This window comes from Massilia sp. LjRoot122, from assembly GCF_964252725.1.
GTDB lineage: Bacteria > Pseudomonadota > Gammaproteobacteria > Burkholderiales > Burkholderiaceae_D > Telluria.
The window spans coordinates 1,049,635-1,072,552 of sequence record NZ_CAXUPB020000001.1; the positions used below are offsets into that span (position 1 = coordinate 1,049,635).

The window sequence follows — 22,918 nt, forward strand, 5'->3', positions numbered from 1 at the left end:
TAAGGTAAAGTAACGACCCCTGCCGGGCCTGCGCCTGCCAGGGGTCGTTTTTTTGACCTCCGGGCGAATACACATGCACAACGAACCAATCAAGGACATCGTCATCGTCGGCGGCGGCACCGCCGGCTGGATGACGGCGGCGGCGCTGTCCACCATGCTCAATGGCCGCTACAACATCCGCCTCGTGGAGTCGGACGAGATCGGCATCGTCGGCGTCGGCGAAGCCACCATCCCGATGATCCAGCGCTTCAACCGCGTGCTCGGCATCGACGAGCACGAGTTCATGCGCGAGACTCAGGGCAGCTTCAAGCTCGGCGTCGAGTTCGTCAACTGGGGCAAGCTGGGTGACCGCTACATGCACGGTTTCGGACGCCTGGGCCAGGACCTGGCCACGGTAGCCTTCGACCAGTACTGGCAGAAAATGCGCCTGGCAGGCAAGGCCGCGCCGCTCGAGGAATACTCGATCACGCGCATGGCCGCCAAGGCCAACAAGTTCATGCCGCCGCGCTTCGACGTGCAGAATTCGCCGCTGCGCGACATCAACTACGCCTATCACTTCGATGCCGGCCTGTACGCAAAATTCCTGCGCAAGCTGGCCGAAGCGCGCGGCGTGAGCCGCATCGAAGGCAAGATCACGCGCGCCACCCGGCGTCAGGGTGGAGACTGCGATGGCCACATCGATGCCGTGGAACTGGAGAACGGCAGCCGTGTCGAGGGCGAGCTGTTCATCGACTGCTCGGGCTTCCGCGGCCTGCTGATCGAACAGACCCTGGAGACGGGCTACGAGGACTGGACCCGCTGGCTGCCGGCCGACCGCGCGCTGGCCGTGCCCTGCGAATCGGTGCCGGTGATGACGCCCTATACCCGCGCGACCGCGCACAGCTCGGGCTGGCAGTGGCGCATCCCGCTGCAGCACCGCACCGGCAACGGCCATGTGTACTGCAGCCGCTTCATCAGCGACGACGAGGCGGCCAGCACCCTGCTGGCCAACCTGGACGGCAAGCCGCTGGCCGACCCGCGCCTGATCAAGTTCCAGACCGGGATGCGCAAGCAGGCCTGGAACAAGAACGTGGTGGCCATCGGCCTGGCCGGCGGCTTCCTCGAGCCGATCGAGTCGACCAGCATCCACCTGATCCAGTCCACCATCCAGCGCCTGATCGACTTCTTCCCGGACCGCCGTTTCAGCGAGGTCGACCGCGTCGAGTTCAACCGCCAGTCCCGTTTCGAGTACGAACGGATCCGCGACTTCATCGTCCTGCACTACCACCTGAACCAGCGCAGCGATTCCGCGTACTGGAAAGAGTGCGCCAACATGGCCATCCCGGACAGCCTGCGCCACAAGATGGACATGTACCGCTCGCATGGCCGCGTGGTCCGGATCGACAACGAGCTGTTCTCGGAGGTCGGCTGGATCCAGGTCTTCGAAGGGCAGAACATGCCGATCGACGGCTACCACCCGCTGGCCGATACCCAGTCCGAGGCCGACATCGCGGACTACCTTGCCAGCGTGCGCGAGGTGATCGCCAAGTGCGTGGACGTGATGCCTTCGCATAATGACTACATCGCGAAGATGTGCCCGGCGAAGAAGATGTAAGCACGATCCTGTATCATCTGCGGCCCCGCGCGCAGCAGCGCCCGGGGCCGATTTCTTTTTGGGTTGCTCTACAGCATAACCGTAGCCGCAGCCCGGCCCGTTCCAAATTGTGCCCGCCGTCCTCCTGCAAGGGAGTAAACTGCGCTTTAGTATCAACTTTGAAAGCTTTACAATGTCTGACACCCCCCTCCCGACGTTTGCCGACCTGGATCTTTCCGCCCCCGTACTCAAGGCGCTGAAGGAAGTCGGTTACGAAACGCCGTCGCCGATCCAGGCCGCGACCATCCCGCTGCTGCTGGCCAACCGTGACGTGCTCGGGCAGGCCCAGACCGGCACCGGCAAGACCGCCGCCTTCGCGCTGCCGATCCTGTCGCGCATCGACATCAAGCAGATGGCGCCGCAGGCGCTGGTGCTGGCGCCGACCCGCGAGCTGGCGATCCAGGTGGCCGAAGCCTTCCAGACCTACGCCGCCCACATCAAGGGCTTCCACGTGCTGCCGATCTACGGCGGCCAGAGCTACGGGCCGCAGCTGTCGGCCTTGCGCCGCGGCGTGCACGTGGTCGTGGCGACCCCGGGCCGCGTGATCGACCACATCGAAAAAGGCTCGCTCGACCTGTCCCAGCTGAAGACCCTGGTGCTGGATGAGGCGGACGAAATGCTGCGCATGGGCTTCATCGACGACGTCGAACACATCCTGCAGCAGACCCCGCCCGAGCGCCAGACCACGCTGTTCTCGGCCACCATGCCGCCGGCGATCAAGCGCATCGCCAAGACCTACCTGCGCGACCCGCAGGAGATCACCGTGGCCGCCAAGACCGGCACCGCCGCCAACATCACCCAGCGCTACTGGCTGGTGGCCGGCATGCAGAAGCTCGACGCGCTGACCCGCATCCTGGAAGCCGAACCCTTCGACGGCATGATCGTCTTCGCGCGCACCAAGCTCGGCACCGAAGAACTGGCGACCAAGCTGCAGGCGCGCGGCTTCGCGGCCGTCGCCATCAACGGCGACATGGCCCAGCAGGCGCGCGAACGCACCATCGAGCAGCTCAAGAACGGCAAGATCGACATCCTGGTGGCGACCGACGTCGCCGCCCGCGGCCTCGACGTGGAGCGCATCAGTCACGTGATCAACTACGACGTGCCGTCCGATCCGGAAAGCTACACCCACCGCATCGGCCGTACCGGCCGTGCCGGCCGCAGCGGCGAGGCGATCCTGTTCATCACCCCGCGCGAACGCGGCCTGCTGAAGGCGATCGAACGTGCCACCCGCCAGCCGGTCGCGCCGCTGCAGCTGCCGACCGTGAAGGCGGTCAACGAGGTGCGCATCGCGAAGTTCAAGGAACAGATCGCGGCCGCACTGGCCGAGGGCGGGCTGGACATGTTCCGCTCGCTGATCGAAGACTACGAGCGCGAGCACAACGTGCCGGCGGTGGACATCGCCGCCGCGCTGGCCAAGCTGGCGCGCGGCGATCAGCCGCTGCTGCTGGACAAGCCGGACCGTGAAGTGAAGCCTGAATTCGCGCCGCGCGAGCAGGGCGCCTGGGAAGACCGCCCGGCGCGTCCGCCGCGTGAACCGCGCGAGCCGGCCTTCAAGAAGGAGCGCGTCGAGCGCGCGCCGGAGCCGGGCATGGCGACCTTCCGCATCGAAGTCGGCCACCAGCACGGCGTCAAGCCGGGCAACATCGTCGGCGCGATCGCCAACGAGGCCGACATGCCGGCCAAGTACATGGGCCGCATCGAGATCTACGACGACTACAGCACCATCGACCTGCCGGATGACATGACGCAGGAGCTGATCGACCACCTCAAGACGGTGTGGGTGGCCGGGCAGCAGCTGAACATGACCCGTGACGGCCAGGAAGCGCCGATCGTCACGGCGCCGAAGAAGAAGGCGTTTGCGAAGCCGGGCGCCGACAGGCGCTTGGCGGACAAGGCGGGCGGCAAGAAGCCACACCGCAAGGGCTGAGGTATGCCGTAGGGTGGGCGGGTCTCCCGCCCACGCGTCCAACTACACCTTGAAAGCAGGTGCTGCGTCCATTTCCACGTTGGTTGAACGCGTGGGCGGCATAGCCGCCCACCCTACAAACCGCCTAGCGGCTGCTGGCGACCTTGGTCTCCGGCGCCGCAAACATCCACAGCAGCGCCTCACGCAGTTCCCCCGCCCAGAAGGCCTCGTTGTGTTCCGCCCCCGGCACGATCTTCAGCACCGTGTTGGCCGCCGGATGCCCGGTCTGGCCCATCACCTTGGCCATCTTCTTGACGTCCCCGTTCATCTGCGGGCCTTCCTTCTCGCCCATCAGCATGAACACGCGCGCATCCTTCGGCACCGGTTTAGCCGCCACGAAGTCGAAGGCCGGCTTCGCCGTCCAGTAGGCCGGCGAGAACACGCCCGCCTTGCTGAACACCTGCGGATACTGCACCAGCGCGTAGTGCGAGGCCAGGCCGCCCATCGAGCTGCCCATGATCGCCGTATGCTCGCGCCCCGGCAGGGTGCGGTACTGCCTGTCGATCAGCGGCTTGACCGTCTTGACGATGAAGTCGGTGTACTCGCGGCCTTCGCCCTTGCCGGCTTCCTTGAAGTCCCAGGCGTTCAGCTCCGTCATGCGCTTCTCCTGGCCGTTGTCGATGCCGACCACGATCAGTTCCAGCTTGCCATCCTTCGCCAGCGCATCGAGCGTCTCGTCCACCTTCCACTCACCGGCATAGGCAGTCGCGTTGTCGAACAGGTTCTGGCCGTCGTGCATGTAGAGCACCGGGTAGCGCTTGTTGGACGTCGCGTAGCCCGGCGGCAGGTAGAGGCGCAACTGACGCTTGCGCTCCAGGCCCGGCATCTCGAGCGGTGCGCCCAGCAGGCTGACGCCGGGCAGGGCGGTCGACGGTTTCGGGGAGTCGGCCGGCTTGTCGGCGGCGCCCGCGGATGCACACAGCAGGGCAGCCAGCAGGAAGGGGAGGGAAGCGGGGCGAAGCGACGGCATGGGAAGGTCTCCTTGATCGATTCTTATGTTGTTTGACTACAGAGCTGTGGTATTCAGCCACCTCTGTTGTGCTGATTCTACTATGACAGCTCTTCGATTGACACCTAGAAATCGCCATGTTATTTTGCTACAGCTACCTGTAGGTCGGCCTCATCCGGGCTGCCTGCATCACACGAGAGCCCGGACTGTCCGGGCCAGATTGGGGACTCACATGGATATGCAAACCGGCGCGATCAAGCCACGCCTGTCGTTCTGGCAGCTCTGGAACATGAGCTTCGGCTTCTTCGGCATCCAGTTCGGCTTCGCACTGCAGAACGCCAACACCAGCCGTATCTTCTCGACGCTCGGCGCCGACCCCGACAACCTGGCCCTGTACTGGCTCGCCGCGCCCGTGACCGGCCTGCTGGTGCAGCCGGTGATCGGCTACCTGAGCGACAACACCTGGCACCCGAAATGGGGCCGCCGCCGTCCCTTCTTCTTCATCGGCGCCGTGCTGGCCGCCATCGCCCTGTTCCTGATGCCGAATTCCGCGGCATTGTGGATGGCCGTGGCCGTGCTGTGGATGATGGATGCCGCCATCAACGTGTCGATGGAACCCTTCCGCGCCTTCGTCGGCGACAAGCTGGACGCCTCGCAGCAGACCGCCGGTTACGCGATGCAGACCTTCTTCATCGGCTGCGGCGCGGTGATCGCCTCGCTGCTGCCGGTGTTCTTCGAATCGATGGGCGTGTCGAACGAAGCGGTGGGCGGCATGATTCCCCAGACCGTGCGCTATTCCTTCTATGCCGGCGGCGCGATCTTCTTCCTGGCCGTGCTGTGGACCGTCGTCAGCGCCGACGAACTGCCGCCTGCCGACATGGACGCCTTCAACGCCGAGCGCAAGCACGCGCGCAGCCTGGGCGTGGCCCTGACCGAGATCGTCGGCGGCTTCACCCGGATGCCCAAGACCATGGTGCAACTGGCCTTCGTGCAGTTCTTCACCTGGATCGCGCTGTTCGCCATGTGGATCTATACCGGCTCGGCGATCGCCGACAACGTCTTCGGTACCACCGATGCGCAGTCGTCCGAATTCCAGGCCGCCGGCAGCTTCGTCGGCGTCATGTTCGCGGTGTACAGCGGCGTCTCGGCGCTGGCTGCCTTCCTGCTGCCGGTATTCGCACGGGCGACCTCGCGCAAGACCGTGCACGCCTGCTGCCTGGCGATCGGCGGCCTGAGCCTGGCCAGCATCTACCTGATCACCGACAAGAACATGCTGATGCTGCCGATGATCGGCGTGGGCCTGGCCTGGGCCTCGATCCTGACCATGCCCTACGCCATCCTGGCCGGTTCGCTGCCGGCCAAGCGCATGGGCTACTTCATGGGCCTGTTCAACTTCTTCGTCGTGATCCCGCAGATCTGCAGTGGCCTGCTGCTGGGCGGCGTGACCAAGCACTTCTTCGGCGGCCATACCGTCATGACGGTGGCGCTGGGCGGCGGCTGCATGCTGATCGCGGCCGTGCTGACCCTGTTCGTCACCGACCGCGCGGCGCCGGTCAAGGCAGGCATCTAAGCCCCGCGCGCCAGTGATTTCGCGCCTGTCGTATCGTAACGTTTTACCAACATCGGCTGATGTTGCAATACGTTATTACGACAGGAGCGAAGCATGAGCATCCAGAACGTCCCGACCACGCCCTTCGCCGGACAGCGGCCCGGCACCTCGGGCCTGCGCAAGAAGGTGACCGAGTTCCAGCAGCCCGGCTACCTCGAGAATTTTGTCCAAGCGATCTTCCTGACCCTGGGCGAGGGCATCGGCCACACCCTGGTCGTCGGCGGCGACGGCCGCTATTTCAACCGTGAAGCGATCCAGACCATCCTGCGCATGGCCGCCGCCCACGGCGTGGCCAGGTGCCTGGTGGGACGCGGCGGCATCCTGTCCACGCCGGCGGTCAGCTGCGTGATCCGCAAGCACGCGGCCTTCGGCGGCATCGTGCTCTCGGCCAGCCACAATCCCGGCGGCCCGGACGGCGACTTCGGCATCAAGTACAACATCGAGAATGGCGGCCCCGCGCCGGAAAAGATCACCGAGGCGATCTTCGCCAACACCCAGGCCTTGACGGCCTACCGGATCAGCGACGCCGGCCCGGTCGACCTCGACCAGCCGGGGCGCACCCAGATCGAGAACATGGTGGTCGAGGTCATCGATCCGGTGGCCGACTACAGCGAGCTGATGGCGCGCCTGTTCGACTTCGGCGCCATCCGCGCGCTGTTCGCCGGCGGCTTCCGCATGCGCTTCGACGCCATGCACGCGGTATCCGGTCCCTATGCGAAAGCCATCCTCGAGGGCATGCTCGGCGCCCCCGCGGGCACGGTGGTGAACTGCGAACCGCTGGAGGATTTCGGCGGCGGCCACCCGGACCCGAATCCGGTCAACGCGGCCGACCTGATCGCCCACATGAACGGCCCCGACGCACCCGACTTCGGCGCGGCTTCCGACGGCGACGGCGACCGCAACATGATCGTCGGCCGCAATCTGGCCGTGACGCCTTCCGACAGCCTGGCCATCATCGCCGCCAACGCCACCGTGGCGCCGGGCTACACCAAGGGCATCACCGGCATCGCGCGCTCGATGCCCACCTCGCAGGCGGCCGACCGCGTGGCGGATGCCCTCGGCATCACCTGCTTCGAGACCCCGACCGGCTGGAAGTACTTCGGCAACCTGATGGACGCCAACCTGGCGACCCTGTGCGGCGAAGAAAGCTACGGCACCGGTTCGCACCATATCCGCGAGAAGGATGGCCTGTGGGCCGTGCTGTTCTGGCTGAACCTGCTGGCCGCGCGCAAGCAATCCGTGAACGAGATCGTGCGCGCGCACTGGGCCCGTTTCGGCCGCAACTACTACTCGCGCCATGACTATGAAGCGGTGGATGCCGGCGCCGCCGACACCATGATGGCGGCGCTGCGCGCGAAGCTGCCGGACCTGGCCGGCCGCACGCTGGGCAGCTTCCGCGTGGCGGAGGCCGACGACTTCGTCTACAACGACCCGGTCGACGGCTCGGTGGCGACCCGCCAGGGGATCCGGATCATCATGGCGGACGGCTCGCGCATCGTGTTCCGCCTGTCCGGCACCGGCACCGAAGGCGCCACCATCCGCCTCTACCTCGAACGCTACGAGGCCGACCCGGCACGCCACGAACTCGACACCCAGCAAGCCCTTTCCGAACTGATCGCCATCGCCGACGACGTGGCCGAGCTGCGCCGGCGCACCGGCCGGGACACCCCGACCGTGATCACCTGACCATCCACCCATCCACACAGGAACCCGCATGAAACTTCCCGTCCTTGCCGCCTCCCTGCTGCTTGCCTCAGTTGGCACATTCGCCACCCAGGCCGGCGCACAGACTACCGCCGCCAGCAAGCCTGCCGGCAGGCCCTTCGTCTGGGAGAATGCCACCGTCTACTTCCTGCTGACGGACCGCTTCAACAACGGCGACAAGGCGAACGACCATGCCTACGGGCGCAAGGACGATGCGGCCAAGCTGCGCGGTTTCATGGGCGGCGACCTGGCTGGCATCACGGCCAAGATCAAGGATGGGTATTTCAAGGAGCTGGGCGTGAACGCGATCTGGCTCACGCCCCCGGTCGAGCAGATCCACGCATCCACCGACGAAGGCACCGGCAACTCCTACGGCTTCCACGGCTACTGGGCCAGGGACTTCACCGCAGTCGACGCCAACCTCGGCACCGAAAAGGATTTCCGTACGTTTGTCGAGACCGCGCATGCGAACGGCATCCGCGTGATCCTCGACGTGGTGATGAACCATACCGGCCCGGTGACGAAGATGGATCCGGCCTGGCCGTCGGACTGGGTGCGCACCAAACCGAAATGTACCTACAAGGACGTGCCGACCACGGTCGACTGCACCCTGGTGGACAACCTGCCGGACTTCCTCACCAACAGCAACGAGAACGTGGCCCTGCCGCCGCAGCTGGTGGCGAAGTGGAAGAAGGAAGGGCGCTACGAGCGTGAAGTGAAAGAGCTGGACGCCTTCTTCAAGCGCACCGGCTATCCGCGCGCGCCGCGCTACTACCTGGTCAAGTGGCACGCCGACTGGGTGCGCAAATACGGCGTGGACGGCTTCCGGGCCGACACCGTCAAGCACACCGAACCGGGCGTGTGGAAGGAACTCAAGCAGGAAGCCAGCCTGGCCTATGAAGAATGGAAGCGCGCCAATCCGGCCAAGCGCCTCGGCAATCTGCCGTTCTTCATGACCTCGGAAGTCTACGGCTACTCGATCAAGCACGCGCGCAGCTTCGACATGGGCGGCGGCGTCAAGGTCGACTGGCTCGCCAACGGCTTCGACAGCATGATCAACTTCAGCATGAAGTCGGATGCGGGCCAGGGCTACGAGAAGCTGTTCTCAGATTACTCGCAGGCCCTGCACGGCCCGATGAAGGGCTACTCGGTGCTGAACTACATCAGCTCGCACGACGACGGCAGCCCCTTCGACCCGGCGCGCCAGCGCCCGCTCGAATCGGCCAACAAGCTGATGCTGGCGCCGGGCTCGGCCCAGATCTACTACGGCGACGAGACCGCGCGCATGCTGAACATCGAAGGGGCGGAAGGCGACGCCAAGCTGCGTTCCTTCATGAACTGGGACGAGCTGGCGTCCAACGCGCAGCGCGGCATGCACCGCGTGGCCGAGGTGCGCGAGCACTGGGCCAAACTGGGCCGCTTCCGCGCCGCCCACCCGGCGGTGGGCGCGGGCCTGCACCAGATGCTGGCTTCCAGCCCCTATACCTTCAAGCGCACCTGGGAGAAAGACGGCGTGTCCGACCGCGTGGTGGTGGCGCTCGACCTGCCGAAGGACAAGGCGCTGCCGATCCAGGTGGCCGGCGTGTTCAACGACGGCCAGACGGTGCGTGACTGGTATTCGGGCAAAACCGCGGTGGTCAAGGGCGGCAAGGTGCAGTTCGATGCCGCGGCGCCGGTGGCGCTTATCGCCCAGGACTGAGCCGCGCAAGCCTTGGTGGAGGGGGGAAGCAGGCGGGCGTATTTTTGCCATTCGATCAATGGTATCCTAGCGCGATCCGGGACTGTCGTCCCGCCCCCGAAACGATCGCAATGACTGTTGAACCCGACACCGAACTGAAACCCTCCCGCGCCGCATTTGCCGATGGCCCGCGCCTGCTCGCGGACATCGGCGCCACGCACGCGCGCTTCGGCCTCGAGACCGCGCCCGGCGTGCTGCGCCAGGTCGCCGTGCTGCGCTGCGACGACTACACCGGCATCGTGCCGCTGCTGCACGCCTACCTGGCGCAGGCCGGCGGGGTGCGCATCAACCACGCCGCCTTCGCGCTGGCCAATCCGATCAGCGGCGACTACATCCGCATGACCAACCGCGACTGGCAGTTCTCGACCGATGAGGTGCGCCGTGCCCTCGGCCTGTCGACCCTGCTGATCGTGAACGATTTCACGGCGCTGGCGATGGCGCTGCCGGGCTTCGAGCCGAAGGACCTGCTGCAGGTCGGCGGCGGCGCGCCGCAGAGCCATGCGGTGGCCGGCGTGCTCGGCCCGGGCACGGGCCTGGGCGTGTCGGGCGTGATCCCGACCATCGACGGTTTCGTCACCCTCGGCAGCGAGGGCGGCCACGTCAATTTTGCCCCGGCCGACGAGCGCGAGTTCGCGATCCTGCAATACGCCTGGAAGGAATGGCCGCACGTGTCGAACGAGCGCCTGATCTCCGGCCCCGGCATCGAACTGATGTACCGCGCGCTGGCGCAGAGAAATGGCGTGCAGGTCCCGCCGCGCAGCACCGCCGAGATCGTCAGCGGCGCGCTCGAGGGCGGCGATGCGCTCTGCCTCGAAACCCTGGAAAGCTTCGCCGGCATGCTGGGCAGCGCGGCCGCCAACCTGGCGGTGACCCTGGGCGCCTTCGGCGGCATCTTCATCGGCGGCGGCATCGTGCCGCGCATCGCCGAGTGGTTCGCCACTTCTCCCTTCCGCGCCCGTTTCGAAGCCAAGGGCCGCTTTACCGAGTACATCGCCCAGATTCCGACCTACGTCATCATGACGCCGAATCCGGCGCTGTACGGGGTCGCGCGCATCCTGTCCGAACACCTGCGCGGCCGCAGCGGCGCCAACACCCTGATGGACCGGGTGCAGCAGCTGCGCCACGAACTCTCGCCGGCCGAACAGCGCGTCGCCGCCCTGGTGCTGGAACACCCGCGCAAGGTGCTGTCCGAGCCGATCGCCGAGATCGCGCGCCTGGCCGACGTCAGCCAGCCGACCGTGATCCGCTTCTGCCGTTCGCTCGGTTTCCAGGGCCTGGCCGATTTCAAGCTCAAGTTCGCCGGCAGCCTGACCGGAACCATCCCGGTGCGCCACAGCCAGGTGCGCATGAGCGACAGCACCCACGACCTGTCGGCGAAAGTCATCGACAACACGGTGTCGGCGATCCTGAAGTTCCGCGACCAGCTCGACGTGCATGCGATCGACCGCGCCATCGAACTGCTGCGCCGCGCGCGCCGCGTCGAGTTCTACGCGATGGGCAATGCGCGCGCGGTGGCGCTGGACGGCCAGCACAAGTTCTTCCGCTTCCGCATTCCCGCCGCGCTGTACGGCGACTCGCACCTGTTCACGCTGGCCGCCGGCCTGCTGGGACCGGGCGACGTGGTGATCGCGATCTCCACCGGCGGCCAGCTGCCGGAGCTGCTCGAAGCGGTGGATACGGCGCGCGCCACCGGGGCCGACGTCATCGCCATCACCAGCAGCAAATCGGCGCTGGCGAAGAAAGCCACCGTCTGCCTGGCGGTCGACCATAGCGAGGACAGCACGACCTTCCTGTCGATGATCTCGCGCATCCTGCAGCTGCTCCTCATCGACATCATGTCGGTCGGGATTTCGCTCGGCAACCAGGGCGGCAATGGGGAAGCGGGCGAGGGCGATGCGGAACGCAGGCTCCTGATCTCCCACCTGGACATTTAAAGCCCATGTACGAGCATTCCCCGCGCCGGCGCCAGCTGCTTGGTGGCGCAATGGCCCTGCCGCTGGTCGGCATGGGCGCAGGCGCGAGCGCAGCAGTGGCCGACCGGCCCCTGCGCGTGGGTGGCTTGCCCGTCACCTGCAACCTGACGCTGCCGATTGCCTGCAAGGCCAGGGCGGCGGCCGACGGCAAGCCGGAGGCGTCCTTCACCGCTTTCGAGTACAACAAGTTCTCGGGCTGGCCGGAGATCAAGGAATCCCTGATGACGGGCCGCATCCAGGCCGCCTACATGCTGGCGCCGCTGGTGATGGACCTGACCGACTGGCGCATCCCGCTGAAGATCGTCTCGCTGGGCCACCGTTCCGGCGCCGTCATCATGGTGCGCACCGATTCGCCATTCCGGAAGTTTGCCGACCTGCGCGGCAAGAGCATCGCCATCCCGAGCCGCTTCGCGGTGGACTATCTCTTCCTGCGCAAGATGCTGGCGCGCGAGGGCATGACGGCCAAGGACATCGAGATCATCGAGATGGCGCCGCCGGACATGCCGGCCGCGCTGTACGCCCGCGCCGTGGACGCCTACTGCACCGGCGAGCCTTTCGGGGCCGCGGCCCAGCGCGCCGGCTATGCGCGCCCGCTGTCGATGACGCGCGACCACTGGCGCAACTATATCTGCTGCGTGCTGACCGCGCGCCAGGAACTCATCGACACCAACCGGCCGCTGGTGCAGGACCTGGTCAACTACGTGCAGGCGGCCGGCAACTGGCTCGATGCGTCGCCGGCCAACCGCGACAAGGCGGCCGTGATCGCGGCCAAGCGACAATTCTTCAACCAGGATCCGAACATCATCCGCTTCGTCATGAACAATCCCGCGGACCGCGTGACCTACGGCGACCTGCGCATGTTGCGCGCCGAGTTCGACGAGATGATGCAGCTGTCGGTGCAGGCGGGTACGCTCAAGCGCCCGGTACGCTACGAACAGTACGTGGACGAGAGCTTCGTCAAGAACATCCGGCCCGTGAAGGTGAGCTTATGAAGCGCATCCTGCTTGCGGCGCTGCTGCTCCTGGCTGCTGCCGCGCATGCCGCCCCGGTACTGAAGTCCGGTACGTTCTCGCCGGCGCGCCCGGCGCCGGAGATCGCCTTGACGTCCGCCGACGGCAGCGACTTCCGCCTGTCCGCGCTGCGCGGCAAGGTGGTGGTGCTGGAGTTCGGCTTCACCCATTGCCCGGCCGTGTGCCCGGCCTCGCTGGCGACGCTGGCACAGGCGCGCCAGAAGCTCGGTCCGCACGCCGACCGGCTGCAGGTGGTGTTCGTCTCGGTCGACCCGGAGCGCGACACGCCGGCGCGCCTGAAGTCCTACTTGGCGCAGTTCGACAAGAGCTTCATCGGCCTGACCGGTACGCCCGAGCAGATGGCCGCCATCCGCAAGGACTACGGCATCACGGCCACGAAGTTCGCAGCCCCCGCCGGCCAGGCCGGCTACCAGATGGGCCACTCGTCCTACCTGTATTTCATCGACAGGAAGGGCATGCTGCGCGCCCTGATGCCCTTCGGCCGTCCGGCCGACGAGATCGTGCACGACGTGAACGTGCTGGCGGCCGAATAGATGAACAAGCGGATCGGTATCGCCCTCATGGTGGCGCTGTTGGCGGCATCGTTTGCCTGGGCCGCATTCGCACCGCTGCGGGCATCCTCGCGCGAGCAGCTGTTCGAGATCCCGAAGGGAAGCTGGGAGCGCCGCATGAAGGGCGACAAGACCAGCATCCTGCCGGAGCAGCTTACCCTGACCCTGGGCCTGCGCGACGTGCTCCTGCTGCGCAACAGCGATACGGTGCCGCAGATGTTCGGCCCCGTCCTGATCATGCCGGGCCAGGACTTCCGCCTGCCCTTCGCCCAGGTCGGCGAGCACCCCTTCGACTGCACCGCCCACGCCAGCGGCAGGATGACGGTGCTGGTCGAGGAGGCGCCTGCCGCCGGCCTGCCGCGCCTGAAGTGGCGCCTGCATTCCCTTTTGAACGGCAAGGCATAAGCCATGGATAGACTGAACCGGATATGGCCCCCGCTGCTGGTGATCGCCGCCATCGTGCTCCTGTGGTGGGCGGTGATCGTGGCCAGCGGCAGCCTGATCTTCCCGTCGCCGCAGCAGGTGGCCAGCGGCGTGCTGGAACTGGCCAGGGACGGCACGCTGTGGGAACACATCATCGCCTCGCTGGTGCGGGTGGCCACCGGCTTCCTGCTGGCGCTCGTGGTCGCGGTGCCGCTCGGCCTGTGGATGGGACGGGTGGACGGCGCCTACCGCACGCTCAATCCGGTCTTCCAGATCATGCGCCCGATCTCGCCGATCGCCTGGATCCCGATCGCGATCCTGTGGTTCGGCGTGGGCGACGTCGCGCCGGTGTTCCTGATCTTCCTGGCCGCGGTGTTCCCGCTGATCGTGCAGACCTCGGCGGGCGTGCATGCCATCGACGGGCGCTACCTGCGCGCGGCCGAGAACTTCGGCGTCCCGCGCGCCAAGCTGTTCCGCCAGGTGATCGTGCCGGCCGTGCTGCCCGAAGTCCTGACCGGCATGCGCATCGCCCTCGGCGTGGCCTGGCTGGTGGTGGTGGCCGCCGAGATGATCGTGCGCAGCTCGGGCCTGGGTTTCCTGATCATGGACGCACGCAATGCCGGCAACCGCTACGACCTGGTGGTGGCGGCCATGATCATCATCGGTCTCATCGGCCTGGGGCTGGACGCGCTGATGCGCCGCCTCGAAGGCCTCAAACAGGTAAGGTGGCGCTATGGACGCTAAGGTCGAATCCAAGATCGCGATCCGCGCCCTGCGCAAGGGGTTCAAATCGCTGCAGGTGGTGGACGGCATCGACCTGGACGTCGCGCCGGGCGAATTCATCGCCATCGTCGGCCCCTCCGGCTGCGGCAAGTCGACCCTCATGAAGCTGTTGTCCGGCTTCGAGCATCCCGACAGCGGGGTGGTGGCGATCGACGGCCTGAAGGTCACGCGGCCCTCGCCGAACGCGATCGTCATCTCGCAGCACGGTTCTGTCTTCCCCTGGCTGACGGTGCGCGAGAACCTGATGTTCGGCCTGTCCGGCAGGGACGATGCCGCCAAGGAGGCGACCGCCGACCACTACGCCGAGATGGTGGGACTGAAGGGCTTCGAGAAATCCTACCCGCACGAGCTCTCGGGCGGCATGCTCAAGCGCGTCGAGATCGCGCGCGCGCTGGCGGTGAAGCCCGACATCCTGCTGATGGACGAGCCCTTCTCGGCGCTCGACGCGCTGACCGCGCTGAAGATGCGCAACGAGCTGCTGCGCGTGCTGCGCGAAGAGAACCATACGGTCATCCTGATCACGCACGACGTGGAAGAGGCGATCTACCTGGCCGACCGCGTGGTGGTGCTGTCGCCGCGCCCGACCACGATCCGCTCGGTGTTCCCGATCGCGCAACCGCATCCGCGCAAGCTGTCGGACCCGGCCCTGCAGCAGATGAAGGATGACATCCTGGCGCAGCTTGGCTTGCAGTTCGACTGAACGGTCACCACAACGTTTTCCTTTCGCGCATCGCCTCTCGGTGTGTCCCTGTAGAATTTGTCAGATGCAGATGTTGCACTCCGACAGTCTTGTGCTTTGGGATTCTTATGAGTAACGATGTTCGTCAAGAAAAACTGATCTCGCAGCACATCGATGTCGCCCTGATTTACAAAGAAATGCTCGGCCTGGATGAAGCGCGGGCCTATCTTGAGCGCGAACATATCCCACGCGATATTGTTCAGAGAGTTTTGTTCACGGAGCAGAAGCGCACACCGAATGGCGCGCGACCTGCTTCGCCACCGCCCCTCGTGTCTGTGCCAGCCTTTGCTTGCAGAAGGAAGAACCGCGTCCATGATGCGATCGTGGAGGCGGCCCTGAAGCTCGAAAGAAAATGCGGCAGCAAATGGGCGCTGGCCCTGTTGCGCGACGAACTGGTTCCGGAAGAGGTCTCGGCGCGAGTCCTGGCCGAAGGACCGCGTCAGCTGAGGATCAACAAGACGGGCGAAGCCAGCGTCATCATCGGCATCCGCTCCGCCAGGTAACTTAGAACCTATCCCAGTAGGGAATGAGTCGCTTTCGGCGCGCCTGGCAAGCGCGGGCGGCGTTGCTCGTCGTTGCATGGCTAGCCATGCGGCCTCCTCGCGCCTTGCCCGCGCTTCCCATGCATCGCCGCCAGCTTCCTCCTCCCTACTGAGATAGGTTCTTAGTCGCGCGCCGTGCGCCATTCCTGCCGCTTGGCGGGCGTCTCGGGCGCAGGGCAGTTGGTCAGCCTGATCTTGCCGTGCATTTCGATCATCTCGACGTTGGTGGCGGGCGAGCGCTCGGTGATGCAATAGGTACGGTTGCCGGTGATGACGCGCGTGCGGCGTGCGCCGTCGCCGGTGTTGTTCACCAGTTCCTCGACCTTCGGGGCCTCGAACAGGCGCGGCGCTGCCAGGGCGTGGGCCTGCTCCATACCATGACGCATGCGCAGCTGCGGACTGTCCGGCGGCGCCACGATGAGCGGCTTGCTTTCCTTGCGCAAGGCGCGGTCGATGCTGCCGACGCTGCGCCGGGCATTTTCAAGGATGGCGGCGGCGCTGGGCCGGGCCGGCGTTTCCGCTGCTGCGGGCTCCGGCGCGGCTTCCTCGACGATGGCAGCCGCCGTTTCCGGCGCGGCGGGCGCGGTGGGCACCTGGGCGGCACGTGCGGGACGGCCGGGCCGGGGTGTCTCCACGGCCTTCGGTACGGGCACCGGGACGGTGGCCGCCACCAGGGGCGGCAAGTCGACCCATTGCATGAGCGCTGCTTCTTCCTGCTGCGCCGGCGGCTGCGTGCGGGTCAGCTGCCAGACCATGACCAGTGCCGCATGGACGAGGACCGTGGCGAGGATGCCGGCCAGGCGGCGGTCGGCTGCGAGACCTGCGTGCGGGGCGGCGGAGGGAAGGGGGATGCTGGCCATGTTCCCGGCAGTATAGCGAATGGCCTGCGCTGCATATCCACCAATTCTCTCTTTGCAAGTTCAATCGCTCAGCCGCTGATGTTGTTGTGCTAGCATCGACGAATTCCTTGTCTCATCGGCATCCGCCATTTTCTCTTGAGCACGCTCCTCTACCAGCCTCGTTTTCCATGGCGCCTGCGCATCGCGGTGCTGGGCTCCCTGCTGGCGCATGCACTGCTCCTGAGCCTGAGCCTCGGCGGCGATGCGTTTGGACTCCCCGGCTTGCGCTTTCCCTGGGAAGAACGGCGTCTCGCCGCACATGACTTGCATGTCGTGCTCGAAGCCGCAGCGCCTGCGCCGGCACCTGTGCCCGCCGAGCAGCCGGCTCCGCTGGTCGAACCTGGCATCGCGGTCCGTCCGGCGCCGCTTCCCCGTCCGGTGCCGGAGCCGCTCGCAGCTGAAAGCATCAAGCCAGATGTGGAGATCGGGCAGGAAGACAGCAAACCCGTGCCGGCGCAGGCCACGCTCGCGCGCGAGACGCAGGATGCGCAGCAGCGCCAGGCGGAACTGATCGCGCTCGCGCAGCGGGAAGCGGCGCGCCAGGAAGAATTGCGGCAGGAGGCGTTCCGCGTCGCGCAGGCCGCAAGGGACGAGGCTGCGAGGATGGAAGCCGGACGCCTGGATGCGGCAAGGCAGGAGCAGGAAAGGCTGGACGCGGCACGCAAGGAGCAGGCGACGCAGGCGCAAGTCGAAGCCGAACGCCAGGAGATGCTGCGCCAGGAGCAGCTCAAACTGGCGCAACGCGAGGCGGCGCGGCAGGAACAAGCGAAGCAGGAGCTGGCAAGGCAGGAACTGGCGAAGCAGGAGCTGGCGAAGCAGGAGCTGGCGAAGCAGGAGCAGGCAAGGCAGGAGCTGGCGAAGCAGGAGCAAGCGAAGCAGGAACAGGCAAGGCAGGAGCAGGCAAGGCAGGAGCAGGCAAGGCAGGAGCAGGCAAGGCAGGAGCAGGCAAGGCAGGAGCAGGCAAGGCAGGAACAGGCAAGGCAGGAGCAGGCGAAGCAGGAACAGGCAAGGCAGGAGCTCGCGAAACAGGAGCAGGCCCGCCAGGAACAGGCAAGGCAGGAGCAGGCCAGGAAAGACCAGGCCGGCCTGGAGAAGGCCGAGCAGGAGGCCAAGCGCGAGGAGCGCCTGCGCGCGATCGGCCGGCAGCTCGACCAGGAGGCGGCCCAGCGCACTGTCAGCGGCCTGCGCCGCGGATGGATGTTCGGACGCGCCGACCCCAACGCCGAACTCGTCCAGTACGCGCAAGCCATGGGCCGCAAGATCGAGCTGAACATGAGCTTCGACATGGTGCGCGAGCTGGTCAGGCAGCCGCACGTCCGTCCGGTGGTCACGGTGGCGGTGCGCGCCGACGGCAGCGTGGAAAAGGTGAGCTTCGTGAGTTCCAGCGGCGTGGCCGCGCTCGACGAGGCGGTGCGCAAGATCATCGCCAGCCAGGCGCCCTACGGTGCCTTCCCGCCGGCCCTGGCGCGCCAGTACGACGTCATCGAAATCCGCCGCACCTGGGTCTTCGACATGGCCGTCCGGCTGGAGTGAGGGGACGGCCTGTTGTGCGTCGGCGCTGCCGGGCTTCTGATAAGGTTTGCCGGACATGACACCAGAGGAGCCGGCATGGAACGATACCTGATCGTTTACCGCGGATCGACCGTCGACGAGTCGGAAGGGCCGCAGCATGACCCGCAGCGCTGGGCCGAGTGGTTCGAGATGCTCGGCGCCACGCTGGTGGACCGCGGCGGACTGTCGCACAGCAGCGTCGAGGTGCCGAGCCGCCTGCGCGGCCCGAAACTCAACAGCACCTCGCTCTCGGGTTACTGCGTCATCACCGCCGCCGACTTCAACGAGGCGGTCAGCGTGGCCGAGGAATGCCCGATCTTCGACGAGAAGGGCTCGGTGGAGATCGCCCGCCTGGCTGGGCCGACGGGCTGACGCTCTACTGTGCGACGAAGACCACGGCAGTGCGCGGCGGCACCGTGAAGCTGCCGCTCGCGCTGTCGAAGCGCGCCTGCGCCGCGCGCTTGTCGGCCGCACCCGCCGCCGCATGCACCGGATGCAGCTTCAGGCGCTTGCCGCGCAGCGCCGCATCGCTCACCGTGTGCGCCACCTTGTCCACGTTCACCAGGTAGCTGATGCCGGCGAACTTCGCGCCCGGATAGCCCTTGCCATCGATCCAGGCCGCCAGCACGGTGGCCTGCTGCTGCGGTCCCGTGTTGAAGAAGCGCAGGCGCTCGACGATGTCGGCGCTGGAGCGCAGGCGGAACAGGGTCGAGCTGGCGCGGATCGCCAGCAGGTCGCGGAAGGCATCGCGCGCGAAGGCGATGTCGGATGGCTGGGGCTTGATCGCCGCGGCCCTGGCCAGGTATGGCTTGAGCAGGGCCCAGTCCTTGCCGTTGTCGTCGCTCTGGGGCAGGCCGGTGCCGAAGTAGTTGTCCTGGTAGCTCCAGTCGATGCGGTTGAACCAGTCGCCAGAATTGAAGCTGTTCTTGTCCAGCGACTTCGAGCGCAGGGTATCGATGCCGGCATGGTAGTAGGCCACGCCCTGGCTGAAGGCGTTGATCGCCATGCCCAGCACCTGCACGCGGGCGCGCTCGGCCGGCGTGGTGTCCACCGGCAGCTTGAGCACGTTGATGTCGAACAGGGTCTGGTTGTCGTGGTTCTCGACGTAGTTCACCACTTCGCCCGGCTGGCTGGCATAGCCGGCCGGCTGGCTGCCGTAGGCGATGTCTTCCAGCTTGCGCAGCTGGCCTTCGAAGGTCTGGAAGGCATACGGGCGCACCGAGCCGGCCAGGCCGACGCGGATCATGTCGGCAGCGCGCAGCAGATCGACCTGCTTGTGTTCGCCGCCTTGCGCGTTTGGCTCATAGACCAGGCCATTGATGTAGCCCTGGCGCCGCACCATCGCTTCGCCCGAGTCGCCGGCCGAGCCGCCGCGCACCGCGTCGCGCGCGCGGTCGCTGAAGGTGCCGATGCCGGAACCGTTCAGCGACAGCTGCGAGGCTTGCACGAAGCGCGCGCCGTCGGCCACCTCGCCGAAGTTCCAGCCTTCGCCGATCAGCTGCACGTGGCGGCCGGCGGCCTTGTTCACCCGTTGCTGCAGGCGCTCCATCGCCGCGCGCGGCTGGTGGCCCATCAGGTCGAAGCGGAAGGAATCGATCTTGTAGTGGCGGGTCCACAGCTCGGCCGAGTCGATCATCAGCTTGGCCATCATGCGGTTTTCAGTGGCCGTGTTGTCGCAGCAGGTCGAGCGCTCGATGGTGCCGGTCGCGTTGAGGCGGTGGTAGTAGCCCGGCACCACGCGGTCCAGCACCGACTTCTCGTTCTGGCCGGCGATGAAGGTGTGGTTGTAGACCACGTCCGTGCCCACCCGCAGGCCGGCGCGGTGCAGGTCCATCACCATCTGGCGGAATTCGAGGATACGGCGCGCGCCGTCCGCAGGATCGCTCGCGTAGCTGCCTTCCGGTGCGCTGTAGTGGTAGGGATCGTAGCCCCAGTTGAAGCAATCCAGCTCGGCGGTCTTACGGGTGAGGGCCTGCTGGCTCTCGCCGTCCGGGGTGCCGGCAGGCTGCGGCACGGCGCAATCCTTTTCCGGCACGCTGCCGAGGTCATAGACCGGCAGCAGGTGGATGTCGGTCAGGCCCGCCTTGGCCAGGGCCTTCAGGTGGCGCATGCCGTTCGAACTGCTTTCGCCGAAAGCCGTATACTTGCCGCGTTTTTCGGCCGGCACGCTCGGATCGTTGATCGAGAAATCGCGGACGTGCAGCTCGTAGATCACCATGTCGGTCTGGGCCTTGACCGTGTCCGGCGGGCGCGTCGCGTCCCAGTCCTTCGGCTTCAGGTTTGCCGCGCCGAGGTCGGCGACGTAGCTGCGCTTCGAGTCGGTGGTGAGGCTGACCGAGTAGGGATCGGTCACCAGGTTGCGCACCAGGCCCATGCCGTCGACCGCCACGTCCACCGCGTAGCGGTAGTAGCTGCCGGAGAGGTCGCGTGCCACCTGCGCGTTCCAGGCGCCGGTACGCGCGTCGAAGGCCATCTGGTGCACCGCGCGGGCCTTGCCGGTGGCGCTGTCGTAGGTGCAGACAGCGGCCGTGCGCGCGGTCGGCGCCCACAGGCGGAAACCGGTGCGGCCCTTCTTCGGCGTCACGCCCAGGTCGGAGATGCCTTCGGCGGCGGCGTACAGGTCATCCAGCGCGCCCGCCACCTGGACGCGGGTCGCGGCGCGCACCGTGCCGTCCGCGGCTTCCTGCACCAGCACCAGCTGGCCGCGGTGCAAGTCCTTCATGCGCGCCAGGTCGGCCGCGCGCAGCGACAGCACCGGCCCGGCGGCCACGTACTTGAAGCGGACCGGCAGTGTTGCGTCGGAAGCATCAAGGACCAGCGCGCCATCGGCGCCTTCCACTTTCGCACCCGGCCTGGCCACGATCGAGGCATTGGCAGAATGATAGAGGCGGAAGCCGGCACCTGCATCGGCGCCGGGCCAGGTCAGGAGGCGGCGGTCGAGCCAGACGGCGCGCGCGTCGACGCTGGCGCTGGAGGCATGCAGCACCTGCTGGAACGCAGGGTCGTTGCAGGTCTCGAGGGGAACCGCGGCGTGGGCGGACGAGGCGAAAGCGGCGGCCGCAAGGGCCGCGTAATGTAGTCGGGTCATCGTGGCGAGGAAAGTGGGTGAAGCAGGGCGGGCCGCGGCCCGCCCATGGAAAAAATCAGGCGCGGTAGTGGTCGACCATCTTGTAGCGCTTGGCGTACAGGCCGAAGGCAAGGGCGGCCAGCAGCGCGAAGCCGGCGAAGAAATACATCTGGAAGGCGATCACGCCCACGCCGGAGTTCTTGATGTGGGCGATCACGGCCTCGTTCTTCACGCCCGCGTTCACGATCAGCACCCACAGGTTGCCGACGGTGACCGCCAGGTACCACAGCGCCATGATCACGCCCTTCATCGATGCGGGGGCCTGGCTGTAGGCGAATTCGAGGCCGGTGGCCGAGACCAGCACCTCGCCCAGGGTCAGCAGCGCATACGGCAGGATCTGCCATGCGATCGACACCGTGTCGCCGCCATCGAGCTGTACCTGCAGGTTGCCGACCACGATCCAGGCCAGCGCCGAAAACGCGATGCCGGCGGTCATGCGGCGCAGGGCGGTCGGGACCAGGCCCATCTTGTTCAGCAGCGGGAACAGCACCAGGTTGTTGAAGGGGATGAGCAGCATCACCAGCAGCGGGTTCAGTGCCTGCATCTGGGCCGGGATGACGTTGAAGGTCCAGCCCAGCAGGTTCACTTCGGTGGACATGGCGTTGGCCTGCACGATCCAGGTCGAGGCCTTCTGGTCGAACAGCGACCAGAACGGGGTCACCAGGGCGAACACGATCAGGATGCGCAGCACGGCGCGCACGCCATCGACGGCGGCGTCGGGATGGACGCCGCGGGCGCGGTCCAGTTGCATCGACGCGCCGATGCCGATGCAGGCCAGCAGCAACACCAGCGCGGTACAGGCGGCGATGACGAAACCCCAGTCCGGGATGTTCGCCAGCGCGTAGAGGGCGCCGATCATGCCGATCACGGCGACGATCAGCCCCGGACGGCCCGCGCCGGGCTGCCTTGCCAGCACGGCGGTGCGCACCACGCGCAGGAAGGAGTGCGGATCGCTCGGCGCCGGCGGCACGTGCACGTATTTCTTCTTGCCGCTCCACAGGACCATGGTGGCGATGAACATCAGGATGCCCGGGATGCCGAAGGCGACCGAGGGGCCGTAGTCGCGCAGGAAGATCGGCATCAGTGCCGATGCGAAGAAGGAGCCGAAGTTGATGATCCAGTAGAAGGCGTCGAACACCACCTTCGCCTTGTCCTTGTTGGTCTTGTCGAACTGGTCGCCCACGAAAGACGCCACCAGCGGCTTGATGCCGCCCGAGCCGAAGGCAATCAGGAACAGGCCAACATAGAAGCCATTGACGCTGTCCTCGAAAATGGCCAGGCAGGCGTGGCCGGCGCAATAGATCAGGCTGAACCAGAAGATGGTGTTGTACTTCCCGAAGAAACGGTCGGCCAGCCAGCCGCCCAGCAAGGGGAAGAAATACACACCCATCATGAAGGTGTGGAACACGTGCTTGGCTTCGCTGGGGCGATGGGCCTCGGCCACGAACAGCAGCAAGGTCGAGATCAGGAAGGGCGTCAGGATGTTGCGCATCCCGTAGAAGCTGAAGCGCTCGCAGCCCTCGTTGGCGATGATGTAGGGGATCTGCCGCGGCATGCGGCCGGTGCTCTTCACTTCGGTTGCTGGAGAAGTCATGGCTTCCTCGGAAAACGATACAGACGCGATCCTATGCCGAGGCTGAGTTACTTTGCAATAAAAATATCGTCGCGAAACATTACGGATACAAATGACGCGTAGTTTA

18 protein-coding genes are annotated in these 22,918 nt (G+C 66.4%); 14 read left to right on the plus strand and 4 right to left on the minus strand.

Annotated features, from left to right (window positions below):
• Positions 1–73 precede the first annotated feature (73 nt).
• Positions 74–1,594: a tryptophan halogenase family protein gene (locus ACSQ25_RS04505; protein WP_436104514.1), complete on the plus strand. Its 1,521-nt coding sequence runs from the start codon at positions 74–76 to the stop codon at positions 1,592–1,594.
• Between the two features lie 172 nt (positions 1,595–1,766).
• Positions 1,767–3,560, plus strand: coding sequence for a DEAD/DEAH box helicase (locus tag ACSQ25_RS04510; protein ID WP_436104515.1), 1,794 nt, complete (start codon positions 1,767–1,769; stop codon positions 3,558–3,560).
• 124 nt (positions 3,561–3,684) lie between these two features.
• On the opposite strand, the gene ACSQ25_RS04515 is transcribed toward ACSQ25_RS04510, so the two are convergent.
• Positions 3,685–4,569 (minus strand): alpha/beta hydrolase, encoded by an 885-nt coding sequence (locus ACSQ25_RS04515; RefSeq protein ID WP_436104516.1) that lies wholly within the window; start codon positions 4,567–4,569, stop codon positions 3,685–3,687.
• Positions 4,570–4,780: 211 nt separating this feature from the next.
• Between ACSQ25_RS04515 and ACSQ25_RS04520 the strand changes: the two genes are divergently transcribed.
• The 10 genes from ACSQ25_RS04520 (at position 4,781) to ACSQ25_RS04565 (ending at position 15,602) form a co-directional block, all read left to right on the plus strand.
• Positions 4,781–6,118 carry an MFS transporter gene (locus ACSQ25_RS04520; protein WP_436104517.1) on the plus strand — a complete coding sequence of 446 codons (1,338 nt, stop codon included), beginning with the start codon at positions 4,781–4,783 and terminating at the stop codon, positions 6,116–6,118.
• Between the two features lie 93 nt (positions 6,119–6,211).
• On the plus strand, positions 6,212–7,843 hold the full coding sequence (locus ACSQ25_RS04525) for an alpha-D-glucose phosphate-specific phosphoglucomutase (RefSeq protein ID WP_436104518.1): 1,632 nt from the start codon (positions 6,212–6,214) through the stop codon (positions 7,841–7,843).
• A gap of 28 nt (positions 7,844–7,871) precedes the next feature.
• Positions 7,872–9,560 carry an alpha-amylase family glycosyl hydrolase gene (locus ACSQ25_RS04530; protein WP_436104519.1) on the plus strand — a complete coding sequence of 563 codons (1,689 nt, stop codon included), beginning with the start codon at positions 7,872–7,874 and terminating at the stop codon, positions 9,558–9,560.
• 110 nt (positions 9,561–9,670) lie between these two features.
• The gene (locus tag ACSQ25_RS04535) at positions 9,671–11,533 is read left to right on the plus strand and encodes a glucokinase (protein WP_436104520.1); all 1,863 of its coding nucleotides are present in this window, start codon (positions 9,671–9,673) and stop codon (positions 11,531–11,533) included.
• A 5-nt stretch (positions 11,534–11,538) separates the two neighbouring features.
• Entirely contained in the window at positions 11,539–12,564 is a 1,026-nt protein-coding gene (locus tag ACSQ25_RS04540; RefSeq protein WP_436104521.1) for an ABC transporter substrate-binding protein, read from the plus strand.
• Entirely contained in the window at positions 12,561–13,136 is a 576-nt protein-coding gene (locus ACSQ25_RS04545) for an SCO family protein (RefSeq protein WP_436104522.1), read from the plus strand. Before ACSQ25_RS04540 ends, ACSQ25_RS04545 begins: the two co-directional genes overlap by 4 nt.
• Positions 13,137–13,559 carry a hypothetical protein gene (locus tag ACSQ25_RS04550; RefSeq protein ID WP_436104523.1) on the plus strand — a complete coding sequence of 141 codons (423 nt, stop codon included), beginning with the start codon at positions 13,137–13,139 and terminating at the stop codon, positions 13,557–13,559.
• Between the two features lie 3 nt (positions 13,560–13,562).
• Entirely contained in the window at positions 13,563–14,321 is a 759-nt protein-coding gene (locus tag ACSQ25_RS04555; protein WP_436104524.1) for an ABC transporter permease, read from the plus strand.
• Positions 14,311–15,060, plus strand: coding sequence for an ABC transporter ATP-binding protein (locus ACSQ25_RS04560; protein WP_436104525.1), 750 nt, complete (start codon positions 14,311–14,313; stop codon positions 15,058–15,060). Before ACSQ25_RS04555 ends, ACSQ25_RS04560 begins: the two co-directional genes overlap by 11 nt.
• Positions 15,061–15,167: 107 nt before the next feature.
• Positions 15,168–15,602 (plus strand): hypothetical protein, encoded by a 435-nt coding sequence (locus ACSQ25_RS04565; protein WP_436104526.1) that lies wholly within the window; start codon positions 15,168–15,170, stop codon positions 15,600–15,602.
• Between the two features lie 161 nt (positions 15,603–15,763).
• Here the strand turns inward: ACSQ25_RS04565 and ACSQ25_RS04570 are convergent, their stop codons facing one another.
• Positions 15,764–16,501 (minus strand): hypothetical protein, encoded by a 738-nt coding sequence (locus tag ACSQ25_RS04570; protein WP_436104527.1) that lies wholly within the window; start codon positions 16,499–16,501, stop codon positions 15,764–15,766.
• Positions 16,502–16,636: 135 nt separating this feature from the next.
• On the opposite strand from ACSQ25_RS04570, the gene ACSQ25_RS04575 reads away from it, so the two are divergent.
• Entirely contained in the window at positions 16,637–18,073 is a 1,437-nt protein-coding gene (locus ACSQ25_RS04575) for a TonB C-terminal domain-containing protein (protein WP_436104528.1), read from the plus strand.
• A gap of 75 nt (positions 18,074–18,148) precedes the next feature.
• Positions 18,149–18,463 carry a hypothetical protein gene (locus ACSQ25_RS04580; RefSeq protein WP_436104529.1) on the plus strand — a complete coding sequence of 105 codons (315 nt, stop codon included), beginning with the start codon at positions 18,149–18,151 and terminating at the stop codon, positions 18,461–18,463.
• Positions 18,464–18,467: 4 nt separating this feature from the next.
• Here the strand turns inward: ACSQ25_RS04580 and ACSQ25_RS04585 are convergent, their stop codons facing one another.
• Together ACSQ25_RS04585 and ACSQ25_RS04590 are read right to left on the minus strand one after the other, a co-directional pair.
• Complete coding sequence (locus ACSQ25_RS04585) at positions 18,468–21,179, minus strand: alpha-1,6-glucosidase domain-containing protein (RefSeq protein ID WP_436104530.1); 2,712 nt, start codon at positions 21,177–21,179, stop codon at positions 18,468–18,470.
• A 55-nt stretch (positions 21,180–21,234) separates the two neighbouring features.
• Positions 21,235–22,812 (minus strand): POT-type proton-dependent oligopeptide transporter, encoded by a 1,578-nt coding sequence (locus ACSQ25_RS04590; protein ID WP_436104531.1) that lies wholly within the window; start codon positions 22,810–22,812, stop codon positions 21,235–21,237.
• Positions 22,813–22,918 lie beyond the last annotated feature (106 nt).